Genomic DNA, 23,684 nt, shown 5'->3' with positions numbered 1-23,684 from the left:
AATTCGTGAAATTTGTGTAATTCGTGGCTAAAAAACCTTAGTAGTCTATAATTTTTTCAATCCTTTTAAATCTGAAGCAGTTCCTTCTTTGATGCTGATGGCAACACCACCGCCAGGAGCTAAATATTGCTTCAGTTTACTTTTTGAGTTTACAATAACTTTAGTAACGGTATATTTCTGTGGATTTTGGTTCCAATTAGCGTCTTTAGCATCGGCATAAATAGTGGCAACGAAATTTTTTCCTGCAGGTAAATAATCAAATGAAATGTTTGCTGTTCTTGTATTTTCATCTGTAATTCCGCCAATAAACCATTCATTTTTGCCTTTTGCTTTTCTTGCAATTGTAATATAATCTCCTGGTTCAGCTTCTAGAATATAGCTGTTATCCCAATCTACAGCTACATCTTTAATGAACTGAAAAGCATCTGGAAAACGCTCGTAATTTCCAGGAATATCAGCAGCCATTTGCAGCGGACTGTACATGGTTACATAATAAGCCAATTGTTTTACTAAAGTGGTGTTTACTCGTTGTGAACTTCCTGTTCCGTAATACGAAAGATCGGTCTGAAAAATTCCAGGCGTATAATCCATTGGACCTCCCATTAAACGGGTAAAGGGCAAAATAGTCGTGTGATCCGGAGCTAATCCTCCCATAGATTCAAACTCAGTACCGCGCGCTGATTCCTGAGCAATCCAGTTTGGAAAAGTTCGGTTTAATCCCGTCGGACGAACGGCTTCGTGGCTGTTGACCATAATTTTATAATCGGCAGCACGTTTGGCAACATTAATGTAATGATTGACCATCCATTGTCCGTCGTGATGTTCGCCACGTGGAATAATCTGTCCCACATAACCAGTTTTTACAGCATCATAGCCATTGTCATTCATAAACTGAAAGGCACGATCTAAACGACGCTCGTAATTGGTTGCAGATCCTGAAGTTTCGTGGTGCATAATGATTTTTACACCTTTTGAAGCGGCATAAGCATGAACTGCTTTCACATCAAAATCAGGATAAGCTGTTACAAAGTCAAAAACTTCTTCTTTCCAATTGCCAATCCAGTCTTCCCAGCCAATGTTCCAGCCTTCGATAAGAATGGCATCGAAACCATTTTTAGCAGCAAAATCAATGTATTCTTTGGCACGTTCTGTAGTGGCTCCGTGTTTTCCGTTTGGAGTAAGTTTGGTAAAATCATCCGTAATTTTTACGTTGTTCTCTTTTCCAAAAGCCCAAGTACTTCTTCCTGCTACGAAATATTCCCACCAAATTCCGATATATTTTACTGGTTTAATCCAAGAAACATCTTTGTAATTTGTTGGTTCGTTTAGGTTTAAAATTAATTTTGAAGCTAAAATATCTGTTGCTTTATCACTTACTACAATTGTTCTCCAAGGAGATTGTGCGTCAGTTTGCATATAACCTTTTGCTCCAACAGCATCTGGCGCTAAGTGACTTGTCATTTTGTTGGTTTTAGAATCAACTTCAAGATACATTGCAGGATAATTAATTAATCCTGCTTCGTGAATGTTGATGTATAAACCATCATCAGATTTCATCATGGAAGGCGTTTGTACAGATAGTTCTTTGATCGGTTGTTGTGCATTGATTTCGATCGTTGCTTTTTTCATCAACGAAGGAATTTCTGAAATGTTTGATGTCGTATAAGCATATTCGTTGGTATCATAATCTCCTGGAATCCAGAAAATTTTATGATTTCCCGCTAAATTAAATTCAGAACGTTCTTCTTTAATTACAAAATAACTCAGCTCATTTTGTTTTGGAAATTCATATCTAAATCCTAATCCGTCATTGAATAAACGGAAACGAATACGGATAAATCTGTTGTTTTCTTTCGCTTGCGCTAAAGTAATAACCAATTCGTTGTAATGATTGCGAATTGTTTTTTCTTCTCCTAAAACCGGATTCCAATTTTCATCAACAGAAGATTGAGCCGTATTTGTAATGGAAAAACCATCCATAAACGAAGCTTTGTTCTGCAATTCTAAACCCAACGAACTCGGCTTAATAACTGGTTTTTGTTTGTATGATAATTGGTAAGACGGAATTCCGCCTTCTTTTAATTCAAATTTTAGAGTAAGATTTTTGTCTGGTGAAGTTATTTCTTGTGCCTGAATCCATAATGAGCTTAGGAATACAAAAAATAAAAGCGCTAATTTTTTGCCCAAACGAATTTGAAGCATTTTTTTGGATTGAAAATTCATGTTATTTAGTTTTTTGCAAATCTAGTTTTATTAGAAGCGTTTATTATTTTTTAAGTATTAAATATTGATAAGCTTCTAAATTTAGTTCCGCACCAATTGCAATTTGATTTCCTGTTAATGCATTTGTCCAATTTGTGTTCGCTAAAGCTGTAGGAGCAGTATACTTAAGTGATTTGTTTTTAATATTGGCAACAATCAGAACTTTGTCATTTGCAGTTTCCATTGTAAATACACTAACGTCATTACTGCTGTATCCTGTTAATTTTCCTTTACGTAATGCCTCGCTAGAATTTCTAAAAGCAATTATTTTTTGGTATTCCAAAAGCATGTCATTATCTGCAGTCGACCAATCAATAGGAACATTATCAAAATAATCGATACGTTTGTTATACCCAATTTCCTGACCGTTATAAATCATAGGGATAGATTTCATACTCGATGCAATTACAAACGCTGCTAGAGATCCTTTTTTGCCTCCAAAAAGTTCGAGCGGAGTTCCGTCAGAAAGATTAACGTCGTGATTTGTGGTGTAACGTACAATTCTTTTTGAAGCATCTAACTGTCCATATTCTTTTGAACTTTCTGTTTGAAGATAACTTGCTGGCTGAGCTTCTGCAAACACTTTTTCTAAAGCGCCGAAATAAGCAAAACCAAAAGTATAATCAAATCCCGCATCAAAATGATTGACTCTAGTTCCTTCTGCCATTAAAAGCATTCTTTGGTTTTTGATTTTACGAATTTTAGTTATTGCTTCTGACCAGAAATTCATCGGAACAAAATCGGCAGCATCACATCTGAAACCGTCAATATTGGCATTATAAACCCAATAGGACATGGCATCGATCATGGCTTTTTTCATTTCTGCATTAGTATAATTTAATTGTGCAACATCTTGCCAGTTGGTTCCCGGAGGAATAGTAATGTTTCCGCTAGCATCTTTTTGATACCAGTCGGGATGTGCCGTAATCCATTGATTATCCCAAGAAGTATGATTGGCAACCCAGTCTAAAATCACTGCCATATTTTTGCTGTGTGCTTCTGTAACCAAAGCTCGAAGATCTTCTAAATTTCCATAGTCAGAATTTACTGCCTTGTAGTCTTTAATGGAATAAGGTGAGCCTAATTTTCCAGCCATTTTTACTTTTCCAACAGGATAAATAGGCATTAGATAAATAACATTAGCGCCTAATTTTTGAATATCTCCCAGTCGTTTCTGAACACCTTTTAGGTTTCCTTCTGGACTGAAAGAACGCACGTTTACTTGATAAATTACAGCATTTTCGTTTGCTGCAACTTTATCAAATGGAGAGCCATATTGCTGATATTCGTTTTCAGGCTGTGGGTTTGGCTCAGGTTTCGGATTTTCTTCAGAAGAACTGCACGATACAAAAGCTAAAGAAAGCAGTAAAACAAGTAAAATGTTGGAGTTAGACTTCATGATTTTTTTGAATTAAATTTTATAAGATCTGAGCGGCAGTTTTATTTTTAGATAACCTGCCTTTTGCTCAGAAAGGCAGGTATCACTCAAAACTAATCTAAACAAGTATGAATGTGCTAGATTATTTTTTAACTATACTGCAAATTGCTGTTGCAGGATAGCCATTTGTGTTTGGATCTGTTTCTTCAATAGTTAACGTAACTTCATAAGTTCCCGCTTCAGCAATGGTATAAGAACCTTGATCGTCACGATTAATGGTATTTGTTGTAGCATCTTTAGGTCCATAATTAACGTCCCATTTGTTGTTCAATCTGAATTTTAATGCTCCAGGAACTAAATCTGCCGTTACTTTCCATGTTTTTGTTTGATGGTCATAACTCATCGGTGTGCTGTTGTCCCATCCTCCAGTTTGAGCTGTTCCAACAATTCCCCATGCATAAGGAGTCGCAGACCATTTTAACGTGTTCAAATTTACTTTAATTTGGTACGAACCTGCACTCGGAAGAAATAAATTATCATCATCCATTCTAACTAAATCTTCATTAGTAGCACCTGCGCCATAAAATTCAGCCCATGTTCTGGAAGTATTTAATTTGAATGCTAATGCAGTGCCTTCAGCAGTCATGTATCCTTGATATACTCCTTTTTCAATTGCTGTTAAAGCTGCGGCAGTTTCAACCGCCCAACCTTGATAATCTCCAGGCATATAGATTTCACCAAAAACAACTGCTTTTTCGTAAGGAGTAACCATTATCTCAATTGGATCTGAATAAATATTTCTGTCCATTGCAGCCACAACTCTTACTGCTAACTTCCCTTCTATATTTGGTTGAATTCCTAAATCAGTTGCAATTTTATTCAAATCACGAACAGTAAAAGATTTACTCAAAACATCGTTTCCTGCTTCGAATACTTTAGCATTCAACCACGCCTTTGCACCAGTAGTATTTGCTGGCAGATCAAATTGAACCGTATATAAAACGGGAGCTTCAATTGGGAAAACAACAGCTGGCCAAGAAATCGTTGTTGCAGTATCGTCGGCGGTATCTTCTGTAAGCACAATTTTACTTGCAGAAGATGTAATTGCGGCAGGAAAAGTAACCGATTTTAAAACGGTTAATTCCGCATCAGATTCACAAGAAGTAGACACGATTACTAATGTAAGTAATGCTACTAATTTATTTATATATTTTTTCATAGTATTTAGCTGTTTTAGTAACCTGGATTTTGTTTAAGTCCTGGATTTGCATTTAAAGCTGAAGTTGGGATAGGGAATATTTTTCTATATTCTTCTGAAGTGCCTTTGAATTCGTTTGGTAACAAAAATTTATCAAAACGAATCATGTCTTCTCTACGATGCCCTTCCCAATTTAATTCACGTCCTCTTTCATCAAAAATATCGTCAAGAGTAGGGTTTGAAGCTAAAGCAGCAAGACCAGCACGAGTTCTAATAGCATCAACTAAAGGTTTAGCTGCGCCTGCATTTCCTAAACGAACATTACATTCAGCAGTCATTAGCATTACATCCGCATATCTATAAATTGGGAAATCATTTGAAGCCCCTCCACCGTTCATTGAACCTGCAGGATAAAATTTAACATTTCGAACACCTTCCTGAGCACCTGCTCCCGGATTATCTAATGAAGTGATGTCTAGTGTATAATTTATGTCACCTGGTTGTGGCCCTAATAAAAATTGTTTTTTACGGATGTCTTTATCGTCATACTTTAGATAAAAATCTTTTGGAACAACAGATCCGTTCCAACCACTGTAACCAAATAAAGCATTTGCATGTGGTCCAATCAAACTGCGTACAGTAAAAATATTACGACCTACAATATCCACGGTAGTATAAATAGATAAAATGGTCTCGTCTTGCGGATTTACATCTCCAAACAATTCATAGTATTTATTACCTAATGGACTTGAAGCATCTGAAAGAGCAGGATGTAGTGAAAACCCTCCGCCATTTACAACATTACAAGCTGCAAGACATTCTTCCCATTTTGGGGTTCCAGTTAAAACGCCTGCGTTCATGTATACTTTAGCAAGTAAAGTGTACCCAGCCCATTTGTTGAATCTACCGTAAAATTCTCCGCCTTTAGTTCCAGGCAATAAATCAATATTTGTTTTTAATTCAGAAACTACAAAATCAAATACTTCTTTACGGCTTGCTTGTGGTATTTTATCAACTGTAATATTGTTGTCTGTATAAAATGGTACATTTCCAAAATCATCAATTAATAAATAATAGAAAAAAGCTCTTAAGACTTTTGCTTCAGCAATTTTTGATGCATCAGCTTTAGAGTCTTCCAATAGTTTTATTGCGAGGTTTGCATTGAAGACTGATACATATAACCAGTTCCAGGTATTTCTAACGACTTCATCTGTTGGCAGCCATTGATGTTTGAACAAGATTGCAAATTCTGTTGACCAGTCTCCTGTGTTTCTATGAGGAATAACCTGATCATCAACACACATGGAGTTTAAATCATACCAGCCCAAATCTGCACCAGCATAACCAACACCATTCCAATTGCCGGGAATTTGTCCGTAAACACCAGCTAGAGCGATATCTGCGCCTTGAGGAGATCCATAAAATTCTGATGCAGGATATTTGTCATATACATTTTCTTCAAGATCGGTGCAAGCTGTAAGAGCAAAGAAACAGATGCTTCCTGCTATAAATATATTTCTTAATTTCATTTCTTTTACTATTTAAATTTAACATTTACACCAAACGAAATGCTTCTTGTACGAGGATAAATTCCTTTATCTCCTCCAAAATAAGCATCTTCAGCACCACTACCACTTAAGTTAATTTCAGGGTCGATACCTGAATAGTTAGTGATAAGGAATAGGTTATTTCCAGTAAGAGAAAGTCTAATTGACTCTATAAATCGATCTTTAAAACTAAAATTGTATCCTGCAGTAACGTTTTCTAAACGAACAAAAGAACCGTCTTCTAGCCACAAATTTGAAGAATATTGAGAGGTGAAAATACCTAAGCCAACAGCACTTTCTAAAACATTGCTTTTTCCAATGTTTTCCATATAGCTTGAACGTTGATTTACGGTGTTATAGATTTTATTTCCTCCAGATCCTCTTAATAGGAAAGAAGCGTCAAACTTTTTATACCTCAAAGTTGGATTGAAAGCAAAAGTATAAGTTGGCAGAGCAGAACCTTGCATTACACGATCTGCACTCGTATTACTTTGATCAAAATTTCCGTCACCATTTTGATCTACCACTGTTTCAGAGTTGGCTGCGTTTTTTCCGTCGTGTTGCAAAATGTTAAATGTACCAATTGGTTGTCCTTCTATTAAGTAAGAATTTGGAGCACCCCAATCTATATAGTTTGTTTTCAATGGTACACCATTAATTTCTCCATTTAATTTAAGAACCTCATTACGCATAAAAGATACATTTCCAGCCAAAGTTAAGGTTGTGTTTTCGTTGCTAATTACGTCATATGCTAAAGCAAACTCGATACCTTCATTTCTCAGGCTACCAATATTGGCTTGAATTTTCTCGTATTGGTAAGGAGGTAGAGAAACGGTATAATTGAATAATAAATTGTCAGTCGTTGAAGTGTATAAGTCAACTGTACCTCTTAATCTGTTATTGATTAAGCCAAAATCTAGACCAATATTGGTTTGTTTTTTAGTTTCCCATTTCAAATCAGGATTAGCATTTTGAGTAATTTTGTAATTTGAAATTTGAGAACCTCCAAAATAAGTAGTTCCTGCAGGCCCCACTAAAGAAATTGATCCTTGAGGCAGTAAACCTTGCTGATTACCAGTAACACCATAACCTAAACGTAATTTCAAATCATTAACTACAGATTGATTGGCCATAAACGATTCTTTTGCAATTTGCCAAGCCACCGAAGCAGATGGGAAATTACCCCATTTGTTATTTTCTCCAAACACAGAAGAGCCATCGCGTCTTATACTTGCTGTAACCAAATAACGATCAAATAAAGAGTAATTTACTCTTCCTAAAAAAGAAACGAGAGTTCTATCATTTTTGGAAGATTTAATATCGCCAGGTAAAGCTTTACTAATATCACCTAATTGAAGGTTATTATAAGTTGCTAAATCATTAACAAAACCTCTTACTTGAGAATAATTTTTCTGCTCGCTTTGGTATTGCCATTCGTAAAGACCCAAGGCATTTATTGAGTGAACTCCAAATGTTTTTTTGTAATTCAAACTAATATCCATTAATTTCTCTTCTTGACGAATATTATCAATGTTTCCAAAACCTTTTTGGTTAATTGCGTTTGCATCTGTAGATTTTGCAGGATTATAAAAACCAATTGAATTATTAGCTTTTCTCCAGCTTCCAAACCAACCAGCCTGTAAACCATCAACTATATCTAAATCTGCTTTAAGGCTTCCAAATAAATTATCATATTTTCCTTCGTTAGTAATTTCTTGTTGAGCCGCATAAGGATTCAAATACTGAAACAGGTTTGGATCTGTATAATAGGTAGTTCCGTCTGCTTGAAACACAGGATCAGTAGGACGCATTTGATAAGCCTGAGAAATTAAGTTTGAAACCTGATTTACTCTACCAATACTTTGTACGCTACTTTGAGTATTACTAATTCCGTTAGTTAAAGTATAATTCAAAGTCAATTTATCATCCAATGCTTTTTGTGTGGCTTGTAATCTTGCAATATATTTTTTATTGCTAGAGTTAATTACAACACCATCTTGTAAAATAGCACTCAAAGACCCGTGGTAACTGAATTTATCACTGCCTCCACCAAACGAAAGTGTGTGTGTTTGTGTAAATCCTGTTTGTGTTAAAATTCCGTACCAATCAGTGTTGGCTCCATGGTTTGCAGAAGCTGGAACACCAACGCTTTGTGCGGCAGCCCACCATTCATCGGCATTTAGAAAATCCAATTTTTTTGGAATGAAATCGATAGCAGAAGAACCTACATATTCAAAAGTCGTTTTTCCTGATTTGTTAGTTTTGGTAGTTACAATGATAACACCTGGCGCTCCTCTAGATCCATAAATGGCCGTAGCCGAAGCATCTTTTAGAATATCTATAGACGCAATTTCTGTTGGAGGAATAGAATTTAATAAATCTAAATTTCCCTGAATTCCATCTACTACAACCAAAGGGTCGCTCCCGCCAATTAAAGAACTTACTCCACGAATACGTACACTTGGTCCAGAACCTGGTTCACTTCCAATCTGGTTAATATTTACACCTGCCGCTTTTCCAGAAATTAATTGCAACGGATTTACTATTGGACCTTGATTCATATCTTTTGCAGTAATAGAAGAAACTGCACCCGTTACATCCTTTTTAGAAACAGAACCGTAACCTACCAACACAACTTCTTGTAAGTTGGTAGCATCTGGTTCCAATTGAATATTTAAAATGCCATTTCCAGCTGGAACTTTTTTTGTTTTATAACCCACAAAACTTACTACGATTATAGAAGAACTGCTTTCGACAGTGAGTTTAAATTTGCCATCAAAATCGGTTATAACACTATTTTTTGTGCCTTCTTCGATAATAGAAGCTCCAGGAAGAGGAGCGCCATTTTCGTCAGTAATAATTCCAGAAATAGTTTCTTTTTCGGACTCGATATTTTGTGTTTTTAGTTCTGGTTTTTTAAGGATAATCTGCGTGTCGCGAATTTTAAATTCGGTCGGAGTTCCTTTAAAAATTCTGTCTAAAACTACATATATCGATTGTTCCTTTACAGAAATGGAAACTGTTCGATCTAAGTCGACATCATTCATTTTGTAAATAAATCTGAAATCTGTTTTTTGTTCAATGGTCTCAATAACCTTTTCGATTGTTGAATTGTTCAATTCAAGGGTAACTTTTGTTTTTTGGGCATAAGTACTTGCTTTGATATTAAACATGGCGACCAAAATAAGTAGTGTAGTTAATTTCAATTTTAGGTCATTTTGGAACAATGAGTATAGAAACCCATTATTCTTAGATTTTTTTTTCATAATTTTGTTAATTGATTGTAGTTAATTCGTTATATTCAATCACTTAGTTAATCGGAAATTGTTCGCAGCTCTTTCCGATTTTTTTATTCCCGTAAAGTTATCTCATCATATATTGTATTGGTTTTAGTGGTTATTTAATTAGTATTTGATTGTTTTTTATAGTGTAATTAATGCCATGAACATCATTAAAATAGCTCATCACATTCTCAATTGATTCTTCTTTAAAGCTGGCATTGAATTTTTCATTCGCCAATTTTTCATTTTTATTAATGATCGTTACGTTGTAGCGTCTTTCCAGTTTGGTAATGATGTTTTTGAAAGTCATGTTTCTAAAAGTCAGACCGCCGTCTATCCAAGAAGTATAGATTTCTGTAATAACCGGTTTTGTCAAAATGGAAGCATTTTCTTTGTTGAAGCTTCCTTTATAACCAGGTTTTAAGATTGTGTTTTTAGAAGCGTCAAATTCTTCGTTTGAATGGTACATTCCGACAGAACCCTCAACCAAAACAACATCTGTAACAGCATCTTCAGGATAATTAGAAACATTAAAATGTGTTCCTAAAACGCGTACATTTAGTGCATCAGCATTTACAACAAAAGGATGTTTTTTATCTTTTGCGACGTCAAAAAAAGCTTCTCCGTCTAGATAAACCTGACGATTTTCTTCAGCGATAAATTTTACAGGATATTTTAAAGTAGTTCCAGAGTTTAAATGAACCATAGTTCCGTCAGATAATTGAAGTCGGAATTTTTTGCCAAATGGAATTTTAAGGGTGTTATAAACCAATTTATCAGAATCGGTTTGGTTTTCGTAAACTAATTTATCGCCGCTTTGATTTCCGACAATATTTCCATTTTTATCATGAACTTGAACTTTGCCATTTTCAGAAATAATCTGAACACTTCCGTCTTCCATTTGCAAGACAATGTCTGAACTTTTAAAACTGAATGGAACTTCTGTATTTTTATTAAAGAAACCTTGTTTGTAAGTAAAACCAACTCCCAAAAGAACCAAGACAGAAGCTGCAATAGCAATATATTTTCTATAATTTGATTTTCTTGGCTGTAATTCTATTACTATTTCTTGTTCTTTTGCAGCAGTTAAAATACTGTCGAAAATCGAATCAGCTTTTTGTTCATCCATTTTTGGCATTTCGCCCAATAGATTTTTTACTTCTTCAACAGTCGGAAATTCTTCAGTAAGATTATTATTTCGACAATAGGCAACTACTTGCTCTGTTTCTTCGGCAGTACATTGATTTAAAATAAACTTTTCTAAAAGCGTTTTTATTTCAGAATTTGAATTCATTAAGAATGTTTTTAGGTTCTGTGTTTCTATAATACAGCTGAGATGCAATTGAGTACTACTCAAACGTTATAAATTTTTAAATTTTAACATTTTGAGTTGTTTAATATGTTGATTTTTAACGAAATGATGAAAATTATTTTTTTGAAGAAATAATGATTAAATGCATTTTGTTATCCTGAGAAACGAAGGATCACAAAAGAAAGCGACAAAAAAAAACTCAATATGAATATAAAATTGATTTTTTGGGCGAGCCAGCATTAGAAAAAGGGGCCAACAATCGTTGTCTTTATGCGCCCCTTTTCCTAATGCTGTCGGGCTGTCCGCGCTACTTCGGTAGCTTGCTCCCATCCCTCTCGCGGGCAAACAGGTTTATTAGCGATTCTATCTTTTAATTTTTGCTAGAGAAAATCAATAGAAGCAAACAAAAGTTATCGATTTTGATTGTGGAATTTCTTTTGTGATCCTTCGTTCCTCAGGATGACAAGATTGAGTGAAGTTTTAAAGCATACAAAAAAAATCACTCCGAAGAGTGATTTTAAGGGCATTATTGTGGTTTTGGTTAGATAATTTCATCGTGAAGTTGAAAAAAACCGCGCATCGATTCGAGCGCTTTACTCATTTGGTTCCGGACTGTATTTATCGAGATTCCTAGTTCCTCGCTTATTTCTTCGTAGCTCATTCCTTTTTTCCGCGACATTTTAAAAATTTGCCGTCGTTTGGGCGGGAGCTGTTTTATAGCTTGCTTTTGGAGTTTTTTACAATCGGCTTCCCGAACCGCATAATCTCCGTATTCATGTGATTTCTGACTTTCGTAGAAAACAGCTTCTTTCAATACAATTTCATTGGCGGCTTTATTCAAAACATTAAAAGCCTGATTTCTTGCAATTGTAAAAATGTAGGCTTTAAAAGACTGTTCTACATCTAAACTTTCGCGATTGAGCCAAACTTTCAAAAAAACATCCTGTACATTTTCCTCCGCTGCTTCTTTTGATTTTAGAAGACTAATGCTGTACCCGTAAATGTCTTGGCGGTACAAATCAAAAAGTTGGCGAAAGGCCTTTTCGTTTCCTTTTTTGAGTTCACTCACCAATAATCTTTCACTATGGTTGGCCGCTTCTAACAATTTAATTTGCGTTTATTTAATTCCAATGGTATTAAACTATCAAATGCGAGGTCTGATGTCTGACTTCTTCGCAAATATATAAAAATATTATTCGCAACAAATTATATATAAAAAAACTTAATTCGGATTTTTTGTTAGTTTTTTATATAAAACACATAAAACATAGTGCAAAGTCGCTTTTTATAAGTAAGTGTCATATTGACGCTTTTCTGAAATAATATTTATTTCACAATTTGTCTTTTGAGAATATTCTTATTTGCTAAAAAAAGCAATTACTCTTATTCGACTTTTATTCAAACAAAAATCCTTTCATCTTTTATTAAAAGACAAAAGGATTTTGTGTTATAAATGAAGAATCAAAACGATTTTTTAATCTTATTTTGATTAGTTTTTTAAGTCTTTAATTACTTTAAAAGCAACATCAACTTGATCTTCTCCAACTAAAATAGTAAATTCATTTGAAGTCGAAATTACTTCATTGATGATGATTCCTTCCCAAGCCAAACGTTGGAAAATGAAGTAGTAAATACCAGGAACAACAATGTTTTCTTTTGGTAATTTTACGGTAATAGAAGCTAAATTATCTAATTTCTGGATCAATTTTTCTCTCATAAAGTGTTTTTCAACTAAGTGATTTACACTGCTGCTCACTACGATATTGGTTTCGTTAACTCCACGAGATGAGGTATAAAAAATATCAGATAAAGCATTAATATCAGAAATTAAATCTGCCTGTTTGTTTAAGACAGTTTCAGATGCTGCGAAAGTGTAATCTGTAAGTTCAGAACGAACTGTAATTTCACCTATATTTTTAATTACTTTATTGATTTTGTGGTTCAATTTAAAATCTAATTCTTCCGTCAGTCGTTTTAAAGACATTACAACAGCGCCTTGTTTTACTTCTTTCCCAAATTCACTTTCTAATTCGGTCATAATATTTCGCGAAAGTGATGTTAGGTTAATAATTCCAAGCGATAGAGCATTTAATAAAAATGGTTTTGTTTTAATGTAGTTTTCTACAATAGAAGAAACAGTTTTCATAATTCTTTTTTTTTTTTGGTAACAGTTGAGTTGGTTTGTTAATTTAACATTGCGATGTTATAATTCTTTGCAAATATAAATAAAAAAACAAATTGTTACAATTATAACAATGAAAAATTATGTTAAAAGTGATAAAAAGCATCAGTAAGATGTTCAATTGCAAATGATTCCTCATTTTTATGGATCGCAATGATGTCAAAACGGATTTCTAAATCTTCTTCAAAATCCTTTTCCCTATCGTTTATGTAGGCATTTACTGCTTTAATGAGTAATTGTATCTTTTTTTGCTTGACAAAATCTTGCGGAGAACCAAAATCTAAATTCGAACGGGTCTTTACTTCAATAATGGCTAAAATGGAATCTTTTTGAGCAATAATATCTATTTCTGCTTTCTGTATAACAAAGTTTCGTTCTATAATAGAATATCCGTTTTCTTCAAGATGTGCTGCTGCGAGGTCCTCACCTAATTTTCCGAGTTCGTTATGTTTTGCCATGTTTTTTGTTTCAAGTTTAATGTTTCACGTTTGAGGTTTCTTGTGTGTAAAAAAGCAAAGCCGCAAAGTGTTAATAAACTTTGCGGCTTTGCGTCTCTGTGAGATTTTATGTGGTATTTAAGCCTTTAAAAAAGAAAGGTTTAAAGAATTAAGCTATTTTTTAAACGTTACTGTGCTTCCAGAAGCTGTAACTTCCATTGTAACTATATTTCCCATAACTAGAGCTCTATTGTCTCTAATATGCCCTGCAGGGAAATTAAAAATTACTGGAATATTGTATTTTTTGGTTACGTCATCTATAATTTCTAAAGCATTTTTTCCCCAAGGCACTTCATTGTCTTTCATGCTTGTCATTCCGCCAATGATAATTCCTTTTAGATTTTCTATACATCCGTTACGTCTTAGATTCATCATCATACGGTCAATATGATAAAGATATTCATCTAAATCTTCGATAAATAAAATTTTATCCTTGCAGTCAATTGCAGATGGTGATCCTAATAAACTGTATAAAATAGACAAATTACCTCCAACTAATTCGCCAGTAGCACTTCCCAAACGGTTCATTGGAGTTGGGCTGATAGTATAGGAAATAGGCTCGTTAAACAAAGCCGCTTTTAATGAACTTACAGCATCTGGAGTTGCCCTAGGAACTGTGACAGGCATTATTCCGTGAATAGATTTGTAACCCATTGTATTCAAATGATTATGGAGAACTGTTACATCACTAAAACCAATTACCCATTTTGGGTGCTGTTTGAATTTTGTAAAATCCAATAAATCTAACATTCTAACAGTACCATATCCGCCGCGAACACACCAGATTGCTTTAATATTTGGGTTATCCATTTGCTTTTGGAAATCGGCAGCTCTTTGTTCATCTGTCCCTGCCAATTGGTGGTAGTCTAATCCGATTGTACTTCCAATAACGGCTTCCAAACCCCAGCTGTGCAATAAATCGATGGTTGGTTTTAGATTGTCATCTATATTTTTTCTAGCTGTAGCTAAAAGAGCGACAGTATCTCCTTTTTGTAAATAAGGTGGTGTTATCATGTTTTGTTGAGATTGACAAGTGAAAGATTGAAAAGCAAAAATAAGAAATGCAACTCTATAAAGTGTAAAGTGTTTTTTGAAGTGTTGAAGGCTTTTTATTTTCATTTTTCTTTTTACTTAAAATTATAAATTATTTTAACTCTAGTTTTAATAAAACGGATCACATCCATATTTAGTTTCTAATTCTTTTAAAATCAGTATTAATCCTTCATCGGCTTTTTCAGATTGTACGTTGGCAAAAAGAATAAATGCTTTATTGACGGCTTTACAAATATACACTTTGGTTAAAAATGTTCCAGGATTTCCATTGTGAAATGAATATTGCGGTTCATTCTTTTTGTTCAGTTCTGAATACCAGCCAAACGAAAATTCTGGCAGGCCAAAATGCATATAATTAAATTCTTCTTCTGTAAACAATTTAGATTTTCCTTGCAAACCCTGAAGTTGCATTTGAATAAATTTGCAAAAGTCTGGTAAACTTACATTTATGTTTCCTGCTGATGAAAGCCAGTTTAATTTGTAATTTAAAGAAGGTTTTTCAGGAAACAGATTTTCGTCATGTCCCCAAGTTTGTTTTTCATTTTTTAAATTCGGCTGTCCAAAATCAAAATCAACATCTAGTTTTTTTCCTAATTCGTGCACTAAAGTTTCATATGTTTTTCCAGTTGCTTTTTCAAGCATTAGTCCAGCAGCAACGTAACTAGGATTAGACAAATAAAGATCTTGCTTCTCTGAAATAGTAGAATTTTGCTTAAAAAACCATTTTATAAACTCATAACGTTGTTCGGAATCAGTTCCTTTTATTTCTTTTTGGGTTGGGGTTTCGTTTCCATAAGACCAAGTTGGAATATGTGCTCTAAAGGTTATAAAATCTCGTAATGTAAAATTGTAGTAATTAGGATTGCTTTTGGTTTTTAATTCTGGATATAAATCAAAAAATTTAGTTTCCCATTTTATTTTTTCTTCTTTAACCAAAACCGCTGCTAAATAAGCTGTAATTGTTTTGGAGATAGAACCTAATCTAAATCGATCTGATAATTCAGCTTTCAAGTTACTATTGATTTTTTTATATCCTAAAGAACTTATTTCTAAGACAGAATCAGAAGAAACAACTGCATAAGCAATTTCTGGAATATTATATTTTATTCTTATGCTGTCTATAGATTGGCTATTTTTTTGGCAATAACAAAGATTGTTGTGCATTAAAAACAGTATAAAAACCAAAAGGATTTTTTTCATTTTTTGAATAGTGAATTTAAGTCAGCAAGTTACATGAGAATTTGATTATATGAAAGAAAAGCTAGAATAATTATTTAGAAAATTCTTACAATTTAATTAGTTTTTCATAAATTGGATTTTTATTTTAATTACAATTATGCGCCATATAGCTTTAACCTTTTGGATTCTTTTCTTTTTTATTAACTTTTCAAATGCTCAATCCAAAAAATATAAAATACATACAGTTGCTTTTTACAATTTTGAAAATCTTTATGACACTGTAGATGATGAATTTACAAATGATGACGAATGGACTCCAAACGGAGCTCAACATTGGACAATCGAGAAATATCAGCAGAAGTTAAAAAATCTTGCAAGGGTACTATCTGAAATTGGAACTCCCGAAAATTCTAATGCGCCAACTTTGATCGGAGGAGCAGAAATTGAAAATCGAGAAGTTTTGGAAGATTTAATCAAAGAACCAAAACTACAGTCTTTAGATTTAGGAATTATACATTTTGATTCGCCAGACAAACGCGGTATTGATGTGGCGCTGCTTTATCAGAAAAAATATTTCAGACCAACTTCTTATTCCAATATTCCATTAATCATTTATAAAAAAGAAATTTCCAAAAGAGAAGAAGAAGCAGAAGTCTTAGACGATGAAATTGAGGTTAAAAAAGAAAACAAAAATCGTGTTTTTACAAGAGATCAGCTTTTGGTTTCTGGATTTTTAGAAAATGAAGAAATACATATTATTATAAATCACTGGCCATCTAGATCTGGAGGAGAAAAAGCGACGAGTTTGTTTCGCGAAGCCGCAGGAAAATTAAATAGAAGAATTATTGATTCGTTACAGCAGATTAATCCTCAAGCAAAAGTATTAACAATGGGAGATTTTAATGATGGACCATTCAATAAAAGTATTAAAAGTGGATTAGGAGCAAAAGGAACAAAAGTTGAAGTTGCTGAATTTGGTGTTTTTAATCCGTTTGAAGAACTTGCTAATAAAGGTTTAGGAACCATTGCGTATCGCGATTCGTGGAATGTTTTTGACCAGATTATCATGACGGAGTCTTTAATTAAATTGGACTTTTCAACGTTTAGTTTTTGGAAAGCAGGCATTTTCAATAAACCTTATCTTATTCAAAATTCTGGGCAGTATAAAGGTTATCCGTTGCGCAATACATTGACTCAGGCTGGTTTTAGTGATCATCTTCCTGTTTATGTTTATTTGATAAAAGAGGTTTTAAGGTAGAGACGCACTGTAGTGCGTCTAACATTTTCAGAAATTAAATTACAAACCATAGACGCACTGCGGTGCGTCTCTACAATTTCATTACCTTAGCTTTTCATAATTTAGAATTAAAAAAATGGCTATAGCAAAACCTTTCAACTTAACTAGATGGATTGACGAAAATCGTCATTTACTTAAACCGCCTGTTGGAAATAAAAATCTTTACATAGATTCTGGTGATTATATTGTAATGGTTGTGGCGGGACCAAATGCGAGAAAAGATTATCATTATAACGAAACAGAAGAACTTTTTTATCAGTTAGAAGGAAGTATAAAAGTTGTAATTCAGGAAGATGGACAGCGTAAAGAAATGGAATTAAATGCTGGAGATATGTATCTGCATCCTGCAAAAGTGCCTCATTCTCCTGTTCGTTCAGAGGGTTCGATAGGTCTTGTTATAGAAAGAAAACGTGCAGGACAAGGTTTTACAGATGGTTTGCTTTGGCATTGTGATAACTGTAACCATAAATTGTATGAAGTGTATTTTGAACTTCATAACATAGAGAAGGATTTTCTTCCTCATTTTGAACATTTCTACAATTCAGAAGAACTAAGAACTTGTGATAACTGCGGAACTGTTATGGAAAGTGATCCTAGGTTTGTAGCGAAGAAATGAAGAAATAAATTTTATTTGATTAAAAATAAAAACCCGTCAGTTTTTTAAAACCTGACGGGTTTCTATTATGTTTTGGTTGAGGATTTATGAAGGAATCCTTTTAATCTGTATAATCTGTGGCAAAAAAAAGATTACAACTCAAATTTCTTCCCTTGTACAGGATAGATAATCTTCAATCCTAAATCGTTTTGAGCTTTTAGCTGTTCTTTAATTTTGGTAATATTTTTAGCAGGCGGTTTCAAATGAGCGATAATAATTTTAAAGTTTTCAAGAGAACCTTTTCCTGCTAAATCTTCCAGAACATGAAGCTCTTTCATCAGATAATTTGGTGTCAAATGACCGAATAGAAATTTATCTGGCTGTTCATTTGGAAACGAAACTTCAATAAAAATTCCCTTTAATTGTTTGGCTTTTACCAATGAGGCAACGGCTGTCCATAACTCGCGAAGATTATTGCTTTTTTCTACTTCGTCAGGACCAGTATCGCCTAAATATAGTGCGTAATCATTTTCGTTTTTAATTAAAAAAGCAGTACTTTCAAAAGGATTTACATGACTTAAAGAAAATGCTTTAACCGTCATTTTTGTATTAGTTAAAGAAGTTTCTTCTCCCAGATTCAAGGTTTGAAAATGATATTTTTTTAAAGGAAAGCCAGGGCCTGCATCTCCAAAATTTGCCCAAGTCTGATCATTGAAATAATGATTTTCCATCATTTCCATGCACTTAGTTGTAGCATAAACAGTTTTAGAAGAATCGGCTGGAGAGTTAATGATTAAACCAGAAACATGATCTAAATGGGCATGAGAAATCAAATATCCTTTGATATATTTTCTTAGAACTTCACTTGTAGAAACTTTAAACGTTTTCTTTTCTATCGCTTTTTCTATTCCGGCATTTACAGTTCCAGCGTCAAGACAGATATAATTGGTTGTGTTTGATGGAGCTATTAAATAAGCTGATAGATTTTTTTCGTCAATACCGCCTTTTACTCCTAAAGGAACTACTTGAAATGAGGGTTTTTCTTTTTGAGAAAATATATGGGTTGAAATTAAAAGAAAACAAAGCAGAAGCCTAACGCAATGGGTCATAATTTTAATTTTAAGTACTGCAAATTTCATTAAATAAATTCAATAATGACGTTTCGTTTCTGTTAATACTATAAAATAAGCTTAAATTTACGTTGCTTTATGAATTAACTTCAATAGGAAATTAATTCTAAAACAATATCTTTACCTAAAAATATAACAATTTTAACCAAAAAAGTTACAATGACAACAATAGCATCGCAATTTGGAATGAAGGAAGCTCTTGAAAAATTGGGCATCAAGACCATAAATGAAGGAACATCAACTGGAATTAATAATTTTTCTTCTGGAGAAATTCTAGAGAGTTATTCGCCTGTTGACGGAAAATTAATTGCTTCGGTAAAAATGTCAACTGCAGAAGATTATGAAAAAGCAATTCAGACAGCGGCAGAAGCATTTAAAACTTTTAGATTGATTCCAGCGCCACAGCGAGGTGAAATTGTACGTCAGTTTGGAGAAAAATTGAGACAAAATAAAGAAGCTCTAGGAAAACTAGTTTCTTATGAAATGGGAAAATCATTTCAAGAAGGTCTTGGAGAAGTACAGGAAATGATTGATATCTGTGACTTTGCAGTTGGTTTATCTCGTCAGCTTCACGGATTAACAATGCATTCTGAAAGGCCGGGACATCGTATGTATGAGCAATATCATCCGTTGGGAATTGTTGGGATTATTTCTGCATTTAATTTCCCAGTTGCCGTTTGGTCTTGGAATACTGCTTTAGCATGGATTTCTGGAGATGTTTGCGTTTGGAAACCTTCTGAAAAAACTCCTCTTTGCGGTATTGCTTGCCAAAACATTATAGCTCAGGTTATTAAAGAAAACAATCTTCCAGAGGGAATTTCGTGTTTAATTAACGGAGATTATAAAATAGGAGAATTGTTGACGGCAGACACTCGTATTCCGCTTATTTCTGCGACAGGTTCTACAAGAATGGGTAAAATTGTTGCGCAGACTGTGGCAGGAAGATTAGGTAAATCATTATTAGAACTAGGAGGGAACAATGCTATTATTGTGACTCCAGATGCCGATATTAAAATGACCGTTATCGGTGCTGTTTTCGGAGCTGTTGGAACAGCTGGACAACGTTGTACTTCAACTCGAAGATTAATTATTCACGAGAGTATTTATGATAAAGTAAAAGATGCTTTAGTAGCGGCTTACAAACAGTTAAGAATTGGAAATCCGCTTGACGAAAACAATCATGTTGGACCACTAATTGACACTCACGCTGTTGAAATGTATGCTGCGGCATTAAACAAAGTTGTAGCTGAAGGCGGAAAAATTTTGGTTGAAGGAGGAGTGTTATCTGGTCAAGGCTACGAAAGCGGATGTTATGTAAAACCTGCGATTGCAGAAGCTGAAAATTCTTTTGAAATTGTACAGCATGAAACATTTGCACCGGTTTTATATTTAATTAAATATTCTGGAGAAGTAGAGAATGCAATCGAAATTCAAAATGGTGTTGCTCAAGGATTGTCTTCTGCAATTATGACCAATAATCTGCGTGAAGCCGAAAGATTTTTATCTGCAACAGGTTCTGATTGCGGAATTGCAAACGTAAATATCGGAACTTCAGGAGCAGAAATCGGAGGTGCTTTTGGTGGTGAAAAAGAAACTGGAGGAGGGCGAGAGTCTGGTTCTGATGCTTGGAAAATTTACATGAGACGTCAGACCAATACAATTAATTATACCACAAATCTTCCGCTAGCACAAGGAATTAAATTTGATTTGTAATTGATACTATTTGATATAAAAAAAAGGCTTCCAAATTTGGAAGCCTTTTTACGTTAAATTAGTCTTTATTTTTTAATTAATGTTTGATTAAATGACCCATCGACAGTGTAAATTTTTGCAAGATAAGTTCCAGGAATTAAGCTACTTGTGTCAATGCTTTGAGAATTTCCAGAATTGATCACTAGATTTCCAGAAATGTTGTAGATAAGTACTTTTTGTACTTTCTGTTCTGGGTCTGATAAGTATAAAGTGCTTGAAACTGGATTCGGATATAAGATTATTTGTGAAGTTTCTGTGCTTTCTTTTGCAGCAGTTTCAGTTGTAACAGCCATTCTTGAAGTGCTTCCGCTGTAAACCGTGCTGATGTAGAATAAGTTGGCAACAGATCCTTTAGTTATAGTATGAGAACCAGCAGCAATTGAAGCTGTTACGATACCTGCAGATGCTGTGTACGAAACGTTATCAACTTTGATTGTACCCGCAAAACTTGAATCGAAAACCAAAGTCAATGTAGATGCACTAGTCGTAGTGTATGTTATTGATGTGCTTGATTCTATTTTTAAACGCTCAGTCAATGTCAATCCGTTGTATGTTACAGAAGCTGGAGTAGAATTCATATTTCCTGTAATAGAATAGAATGTACTCGTTTTTCCAGAAGTTGTAAAATTATGTAGTTCAGATCCACCTGTTGAACCCGTTGTAACCGTTATGGTTCCTGATGCCGTTACAGGAGTCCCCGCAGTACCAGAAGTTGTTACAGAGTAAGACACATTTGCAGTTGGAGTTCCAGTAATAGTTATTGTTTTTGCGCTAGTATTTTTTACAAAAGACAATCCAGAAGCAGGTAATCCTGTTACAGAAGCGTCTGTAGCATTTCCGCCCCAAGTAAATACAATAGAAGCAATAGCAGTTCCAGAAGAAACAGTTTGGCTGTTATTGCCAGATGAAGTTAATATTTGTGTTCCAGCTGGAGTTACTGTTACAGTTCCAGAACCAGTAGCTGGGGAACCACTAGTTCCAGAAGTTGCAATTGAGTACGAAACTGTCGCAGTTGGTGTACCAGAAATAGTTATAGTTTTTGCTGTTGTGTTTTTTACAAAAGTCAATCCAGAAGCTGGTAGTCCAGTTACAGTTGCGTCAGTTGCATCTGCTCCCCATGTAAACACGATTGAAGAAATAGCTGTTCCGCTTACAACTGTTTGATTGTTGTTTGAAGCGGAAGTCAAAGTTAAAGTTTGCGATCCAGAAGGAGGATTTCCTTCACCTTGTACAGCGACCAAATTTCCAGTGTAATTTGTAAGAGCTGTTTTTAATGCTGTAATAACCAAAGAAGAAGTATCGTCAGTAGCATTATTAAATGTCCATTTTAAATCTCCTCCAGAAACACGTCCTGCATATTGAGTAGTTTTAGTTTTTGCAGCAGCAGGCGTATCGATTACTAAATTTTTTACATATAAATTAGCGTCAGTATCAAAATTGTTGTACGTGTTAGCACCCGATTTAGATTTTACAGCACTGCTTACCACTTCTCCTCTTGTTGCAGCTACATAAGCATCAAAATCTGTTGTAGAGCTAATTTTTCCAGAGATATTATATAAAGGATTAGGATCGTTATACGCTACAAAACGCATATTATTTGTTCCGTTAGAAGCGTCAAAAGTATTGTTGAAAGCTTTAATGCTTCCTCCAGCTTCACCAGAGAACGTTCCCATTGTTCCTGCATTATTCACTTGATTGGCTTCGTCCCAAATGTCAGAACCTTGAAGAGAAGTTAGCATTGGGTGCTTGCTATTTCTGAAATAATTGCCTTCAACAAAAAGCGAAGATCCCATAGTTGATCCTGCACCATATTTAGAAACTCCATCATAATAGTTGTTGTAAATATGTGCTGAATAATAACGTACACGAGGATGACGAGAATCGGAGTGATCAAACCAGTTATGGTGATACGTGATGTATAATCCTGAAGTTGTTCCTTCACTTAAACCTAAAAGACTCGCTTTTCCATTATCCCAAAAGTGGTTATAAGATAGTGTGATGTATGTAGAAGTTTTATTGTCTAATGCTCCGTCACCTTTTATTTGGTCGGCATCACTTCCTGCATTTCCGTAGAATAAATCACAGTTGTGAACCCAAACGTGATCATTATCCTGCTGCATTCCTACGTTATCACCGGCAGTACTATTACAGTTCATAAATCCAAGGTTGCTTACTTCTATGTTTGAAGCCGATTTTAATCTAACTCCCCATCCATTTGCTACGGCATCGTCACCAACACCTTCAATAGTAACATAGCTTGAAGCGTTGTTTGCGTTTTCAATAACTACGTCGCCACCTTCCATAACAGTCATATCTGTAATATTTCCGATTAAACGAATAATGAACGGACGCGTGTCTTTTCCTTTTTTAATGGCATAAAGAATATTTTGAAGACCAATGCAAGGATTTGCGCTAGCTCCAGTAATATTCATCGAAATCGTGTTTTTGGTGTTTTGGGTGATGTAAAGAATTACAGCATTGTCTTTAGGAGTTCCGTCTGCTTTGTATCCACCAGGAACACGACCGCCTTCAAATGCGAATCCGTTTCTGTCGTGTGCTGTTACGGTTAAACTTCCAGTTGTTGCTCCAGATCCTTCGGTGCCATTTACAACAGGTTTTACTTTAACGGTGTAAGTTCCGGCTTTAAGTCCTGGAATGTCAGCACGAAAATAAGAGCCATAACTTCTAATAAGCTGGTCGTCTATTTTTTGATCTGTAAATCCGTTACCTGTGTAATACACATTGTAGGTCTGGGCACCGCTGACTGGTTGCCATTTTACAAAAGCTGACTCTAACCAGCCTGAAGCTTCGTTAGTTTGAATGGTTTGGGACCATAGTTGAACTGTCATAAGAAAGACAGCCACGAAAAGTAGGTTTTTTTTCATAAGGTTTGTTTAAGATAGTTAATAAAAAAAAGTAAGTGGTTTTACTTTCGATTCCAAGTGGTTTAATTGTAATCGATTACACAAAATTATATATTAATTTTAAATAGTATAATTTTTTAGCTAAAAAAAAGAATAT

At 34.4% G+C, this 23,684-nt stretch carries 16 protein-coding genes; 3 read left to right on the top strand and 13 right to left on the bottom strand.

Features of this window, described 5'->3' with window-relative positions:
* Window positions 1–45 precede the first annotated feature (45 nt).
* From ABXT06_RS01340 to ABXT06_RS01290, 11 genes are all read right to left on the bottom strand, one after another.
* Window positions 46–2,223, bottom strand: coding sequence for a glycoside hydrolase family 97 protein (locus tag ABXT06_RS01340; RefSeq protein WP_354589131.1), 2,178 nt, complete (start codon window positions 2,221–2,223; stop codon window positions 46–48).
* 43 nt (window positions 2,224–2,266) lie between these two features.
* Window positions 2,267–3,661, bottom strand: coding sequence for an alpha-amylase family glycosyl hydrolase (locus ABXT06_RS01335; protein WP_354589130.1), 1,395 nt, complete (start codon window positions 3,659–3,661; stop codon window positions 2,267–2,269).
* 121 nt (window positions 3,662–3,782) lie between these two features.
* Window positions 3,783–4,859 carry a SusE domain-containing protein gene (locus ABXT06_RS01330; protein ID WP_354589129.1) on the bottom strand — a complete coding sequence of 359 codons (1,077 nt, stop codon included), beginning with the start codon at window positions 4,857–4,859 and terminating at the stop codon, window positions 3,783–3,785.
* Between the two features lie 14 nt (window positions 4,860–4,873).
* Window positions 4,874–6,367 carry a RagB/SusD family nutrient uptake outer membrane protein gene (locus ABXT06_RS01325; RefSeq protein ID WP_354589128.1) on the bottom strand — a complete coding sequence of 498 codons (1,494 nt, stop codon included), beginning with the start codon at window positions 6,365–6,367 and terminating at the stop codon, window positions 4,874–4,876.
* 8 nt (window positions 6,368–6,375) lie between these two features.
* Entirely contained in the window at window positions 6,376–9,591 is a 3,216-nt protein-coding gene (locus tag ABXT06_RS01320; RefSeq protein WP_354589127.1) for a TonB-dependent receptor, read from the bottom strand.
* A gap of 190 nt (window positions 9,592–9,781) precedes the next feature.
* On the bottom strand, window positions 9,782–10,960 hold the full coding sequence (locus ABXT06_RS01315) for a FecR family protein (protein ID WP_354589126.1): 1,179 nt from the start codon (window positions 10,958–10,960) through the stop codon (window positions 9,782–9,784).
* Window positions 10,961–11,519: 559 nt separating this feature from the next.
* Window positions 11,520–12,083, bottom strand: a complete 564-nt coding sequence (locus ABXT06_RS01310) for an RNA polymerase sigma factor (protein ID WP_354589125.1) — start codon at window positions 12,081–12,083, stop codon at window positions 11,520–11,522.
* Window positions 12,084–12,467: 384 nt separating this feature from the next.
* Entirely contained in the window at window positions 12,468–13,124 is a 657-nt protein-coding gene (locus tag ABXT06_RS01305) for a hypothetical protein (RefSeq protein WP_008466087.1), read from the bottom strand.
* 122 nt (window positions 13,125–13,246) lie between these two features.
* The gene (locus ABXT06_RS01300) at window positions 13,247–13,618 is read right to left on the bottom strand and encodes a YraN family protein (RefSeq protein ID WP_354589124.1); all 372 of its coding nucleotides are present in this window, start codon (window positions 13,616–13,618) and stop codon (window positions 13,247–13,249) included.
* 153 nt (window positions 13,619–13,771) lie between these two features.
* The gene (locus tag ABXT06_RS01295; RefSeq protein ID WP_354589123.1) at window positions 13,772–14,671 is read right to left on the bottom strand and encodes a S66 peptidase family protein; all 900 of its coding nucleotides are present in this window, start codon (window positions 14,669–14,671) and stop codon (window positions 13,772–13,774) included.
* A 147-nt stretch (window positions 14,672–14,818) separates the two neighbouring features.
* Entirely contained in the window at window positions 14,819–15,910 is a 1,092-nt protein-coding gene (locus ABXT06_RS01290; protein ID WP_354589122.1) for a serine hydrolase domain-containing protein, read from the bottom strand.
* Between the two features lie 136 nt (window positions 15,911–16,046).
* Between ABXT06_RS01290 and ABXT06_RS01285 the strand changes: the two genes are divergently transcribed.
* Window positions 16,047–17,147 carry an endonuclease/exonuclease/phosphatase family protein gene (locus ABXT06_RS01285; RefSeq protein ID WP_354589121.1) on the top strand — a complete coding sequence of 367 codons (1,101 nt, stop codon included), beginning with the start codon at window positions 16,047–16,049 and terminating at the stop codon, window positions 17,145–17,147.
* Window positions 17,148–17,262: 115 nt separating this feature from the next.
* Window positions 17,263–17,802 carry a 3-hydroxyanthranilate 3,4-dioxygenase gene (locus ABXT06_RS01280; RefSeq protein WP_354589120.1) on the top strand — a complete coding sequence of 180 codons (540 nt, stop codon included), beginning with the start codon at window positions 17,263–17,265 and terminating at the stop codon, window positions 17,800–17,802.
* Between the two features lie 131 nt (window positions 17,803–17,933).
* Here the strand turns inward: ABXT06_RS01280 and ABXT06_RS01275 are convergent, their stop codons facing one another.
* On the bottom strand, window positions 17,934–18,890 hold the full coding sequence (locus ABXT06_RS01275) for an MBL fold metallo-hydrolase (protein WP_354589119.1): 957 nt from the start codon (window positions 18,888–18,890) through the stop codon (window positions 17,934–17,936).
* Window positions 18,891–19,070: 180 nt separating this feature from the next.
* On the opposite strand from ABXT06_RS01275, the gene amaB reads away from it, so the two are divergent.
* Complete coding sequence (gene amaB / locus ABXT06_RS01270) at window positions 19,071–20,624, top strand: L-piperidine-6-carboxylate dehydrogenase (protein ID WP_354589118.1); 1,554 nt, start codon at window positions 19,071–19,073, stop codon at window positions 20,622–20,624.
* A 65-nt stretch (window positions 20,625–20,689) separates the two neighbouring features.
* On the opposite strand, the gene ABXT06_RS01265 is transcribed toward amaB, so the two are convergent.
* A complete protein-coding gene (locus tag ABXT06_RS01265; RefSeq protein WP_354589117.1) occupies window positions 20,690–23,548 on the bottom strand; it encodes a pectate lyase family protein in 2,859 nt (952 codons plus the stop codon).
* Window positions 23,549–23,684: the final 136 nt, after the last annotated feature.

The organism is Flavobacterium sp. UW10123 (assembly GCF_040538975.1).
Taxonomy (GTDB): Bacteria; Bacteroidota; Bacteroidia; order Flavobacteriales; family Flavobacteriaceae; genus Flavobacterium.
This window is presented reverse-complemented; position numbering and strand designations above follow the sequence as displayed.

What these genes read in the sequence shown, in the direction of transcription:
- ABXT06_RS01340 (WP_354589131.1), bottom strand. Translation starts at nt 2,223, where the DNA reads ATGAATTTTCAATCCAAAAAAATGCTTCAAATTCGTTTGGGCAAAAAA.
- ABXT06_RS01335 (WP_354589130.1), bottom strand. Translation starts at nt 3,661, where the DNA reads ATGAAGTCTAACTCCAACATTTTACTTGTTTTACTGCTTTCTTTAGCT.
- ABXT06_RS01330 (WP_354589129.1), bottom strand. Translation starts at nt 4,859, where the DNA reads ATGAAAAAATATATAAATAAATTAGTAGCATTACTTACATTAGTAATC.
- ABXT06_RS01325 (WP_354589128.1), bottom strand. Translation starts at nt 6,367, where the DNA reads ATGAAATTAAGAAATATATTTATAGCAGGAAGCATCTGTTTCTTTGCT.
- ABXT06_RS01315 (WP_354589126.1), bottom strand. Translation starts at nt 10,960, where the DNA reads ATGAATTCAAATTCTGAAATAAAAACGCTTTTAGAAAAGTTTATTTTA.
- ABXT06_RS01305 (WP_008466087.1), bottom strand. Translation starts at nt 13,124, where the DNA reads ATGAAAACTGTTTCTTCTATTGTAGAAAACTACATTAAAACAAAACCA.
- ABXT06_RS01300 (WP_354589124.1), bottom strand. Translation starts at nt 13,618, where the DNA reads ATGGCAAAACATAACGAACTCGGAAAATTAGGTGAGGACCTCGCAGCA.
- ABXT06_RS01295 (WP_354589123.1), bottom strand. Translation starts at nt 14,671, where the DNA reads ATGATAACACCACCTTATTTACAAAAAGGAGATACTGTCGCTCTTTTA.
- ABXT06_RS01290 (WP_354589122.1), bottom strand. Translation starts at nt 15,910, where the DNA reads ATGAAAAAAATCCTTTTGGTTTTTATACTGTTTTTAATGCACAACAAT.
- ABXT06_RS01285 (WP_354589121.1), top strand. Translation starts at nt 16,047, where the DNA reads ATGCGCCATATAGCTTTAACCTTTTGGATTCTTTTCTTTTTTATTAAC.
- ABXT06_RS01280 (WP_354589120.1), top strand. Translation starts at nt 17,263, where the DNA reads ATGGCTATAGCAAAACCTTTCAACTTAACTAGATGGATTGACGAAAAT.
- ABXT06_RS01275 (WP_354589119.1), bottom strand. Translation starts at nt 18,890, where the DNA reads ATGACCCATTGCGTTAGGCTTCTGCTTTGTTTTCTTTTAATTTCAACC.
- amaB (WP_354589118.1), top strand. Translation starts at nt 19,071, where the DNA reads ATGACAACAATAGCATCGCAATTTGGAATGAAGGAAGCTCTTGAAAAA.
- ABXT06_RS01265 (WP_354589117.1), bottom strand. Translation starts at nt 23,548, where the DNA reads ATGAAAAAAAACCTACTTTTCGTGGCTGTCTTTCTTATGACAGTTCAA.